Origin of the sequence: Acidiphilium sp. (genome assembly GCF_049977125.1) — a bacterium.
In the GTDB taxonomy this organism is placed as follows: Bacteria; Pseudomonadota; Alphaproteobacteria; order Acetobacterales; family Acetobacteraceae; genus Acidiphilium.
Genome location: NZ_JBMFGY010000102.1, coordinates 1 through 2,256, shown reverse-complemented (window position 1 = coordinate 2,256; position 2,256 = coordinate 1). Strand labels below are relative to the sequence as shown.

Below are 2,256 nucleotides of genomic sequence, written 5' to 3'. Positions count from 1 at the left end.
GCGGCGATGATCGGCGCCCCCATCATGGCGGCTTTCTGGATCAGTTCGATCGAGATCCGGCTGGTCATCAGGATGGCGCCGGTAGCGGCGGACGCGCCGCGCCGGGCCAGCGCGCCGCCGATTTTATCAAGGGCGTTGTGGCGGCCGACATCCTCGCGCACCAGCAGGGCGCGTGCGGACGCGTTGAGGAAGGCGGCGGCGTGGACGCCATGGGTGCGCTGGTTCAGGCTCTGGGCGATTGCCATGTCGCGCATCCCCCGCATGAGTTGGGCGGCGGTGAGGGTGAGTGACGAGCGGACCTGGGGGATCGCGCGGTTGGCCTCGGCGAGGCTTTCGAGGCCGCAGAGGCCGCATCCGAGTGCGCCGGCGAGGTGCCGCCGGCGCTGGGCGAGACGTGCCGAGACATCGTCCGCCAGTTGCATCCGGCATTCGATGCCGCCTTCGACGCATATGATTTCGCACGCGAGGATTTCGGCGACGTGATCGACGATTCCCTCGGAGAGGCTGAATCCGATGGCGAAATCGACGAGATCGCACGGCGTGGTCATCATCACCGCGTAGCCAACGCGGTCGTAGCTCAGGGCCACGGCCGTTTCCTCAGGCACGATGCGCGCGGTCGCGGTGACAACGCCGTTGCGGAACGCGATTGAGTTGATCCGTGCGGCAGGGTCGGGCAGATCGTTCATTCGGCGGCGACCGCTTCGATCCGGCGGGTGCGGCGGCCGAGTTCGGCGTAGTCGCGCTGTGCCTCGGTCGGGCCATTCGACGGGGAAATCTGCACGGCAGTCACTTTGTATTCGGGGCAGTTGGTCGCCCAGTCGGAATAGTCGGTGGTGACGACGTTGGCCATGGTCATCGGGTGGTGGAAGGTGGTGTAGACCACGCCGGGGGCGACGCGTTCGGTGAGTTTGGCGCGCAGGCTGGTCTCGCCGGCGCGGCTGGCGAGTTTGACCCAGGAGCCATCGGTGACGCCGCGCTGTTCGGCGTCGTGCGGGTGGATTTCGAGCAGGTCTTCCTGGTGCCAGGCGGTGTTGTCGGTCCGGCGGGTCTGGGCGCCGACGTTGTACTGGCTGAGGATGCGCCCGGTGGTGAGCAGGAGCGGGAAGCGCGGGCCGATTTTTTCGTCGGTCGGGACGTATTCGGTGACGAAGAACCGGCCCTGGCCGCGCACGAAATGATCGATATGCATGGTCGGCGTGCCTTCGGGTGCGGCTTCGTTACAGGGCCATTGCACCGAGCCGACGCGGTCCAGCAGGTCGAACGAGACGTTGGCGAAGGTGGGGGTGAGGCGGGCGATTTCGTCCATGATTTCGGAGGGGTGGCTGTAGTTCATGGGATAGCCGAGCGCCTGGGCGAGTCGCTGGGTGACCTGCCAATCCTCGTAGCCGTTTTTCGGGGTCATGACTTTGCGGACCCGCTGGATGCGGCGTTCGGCGTTGGTGAAGGTGCCGTTCTTTTCGAGGAAGGTGGAGCCGGGCAGGAAGACATGGGCGAATTGCGCGGTTTCGTTGAGGAAGAGGTCCTGCACGACGACGCATTCCATCGCCGAGAGGCCGGCGGTGATGTGGCGGATGTCCGGGTCGGATTGGGCGATGTCTTCGCCCTGGATGTAGAGGCCTTTGAATGTTCCATCGATCGCGGCGTCGAGCATGTTGGGGATGCGCAGACCGGGTTCGGGTTCGATGGTGACACCCCAGGCCTGTTCGAACAGGGCGCGGACATCCGGCATCGAGACATGGCGGTAGCCGGTGAACTCGTGCGGGAAGCTGCCCATGTCGCAACTGCCCTGGACGTTGTTCTGGCCGCGCAGCGGGTTCACGCCGGCGCCGACATGGCCGATGTTGCCGGTTGCCATGGCGAGGTTGGCGAGCGCCATGACGGCGGTGGTGCCCTGGCTGTGTTCGGTGATGCCGAGACCGTAGTAGATCGCGGCGTTGCCGCCGGTGGCGTAGAGGCGGGCGGCTTCGCGGACGGCCTGCGGATCGGCGCCGGTGATGGCGGCGGTCGCTTCGGGGCTGTTGGACTCCTGGGCGACGAATTCGGCCCAATGGGCGAAGGCATCGGTCTCGCAGCGCTCGCGGACGTAATCGGCATCGACCAGGGTTTCGGTGACGATGACGTGGGCGAGCGCGGTGAGGATGGCGACGTTGGTGCCGGGGCGGATTTGCAGATGGATTGCGGCCTCGACATGCGGGGTGCGTACCAGATCGATTTGGCGCGGGTCGATCACGATGAGTTTGGCGCCGTCGCGGAGGC

General features: G+C 66.2%; 2 protein-coding genes. Both read right to left on the bottom strand.

The window, feature by feature from the left end; translation table 11 throughout:
- Window positions 1-686: formate dehydrogenase accessory sulfurtransferase FdhD (fdhD, locus tag ACP5E6_RS13390; protein WP_427954780.1), on the bottom strand; the 686-nt coding region annotated here is incomplete at its 3' end.
- The coding region (locus ACP5E6_RS13385; RefSeq protein ID WP_427954778.1) for a molybdopterin oxidoreductase family protein at window positions 683-2,256 on the bottom strand (1,574 nt) is incomplete at its 5' end. The genes ACP5E6_RS13385 and fdhD, both read right to left, overlap by 4 nt.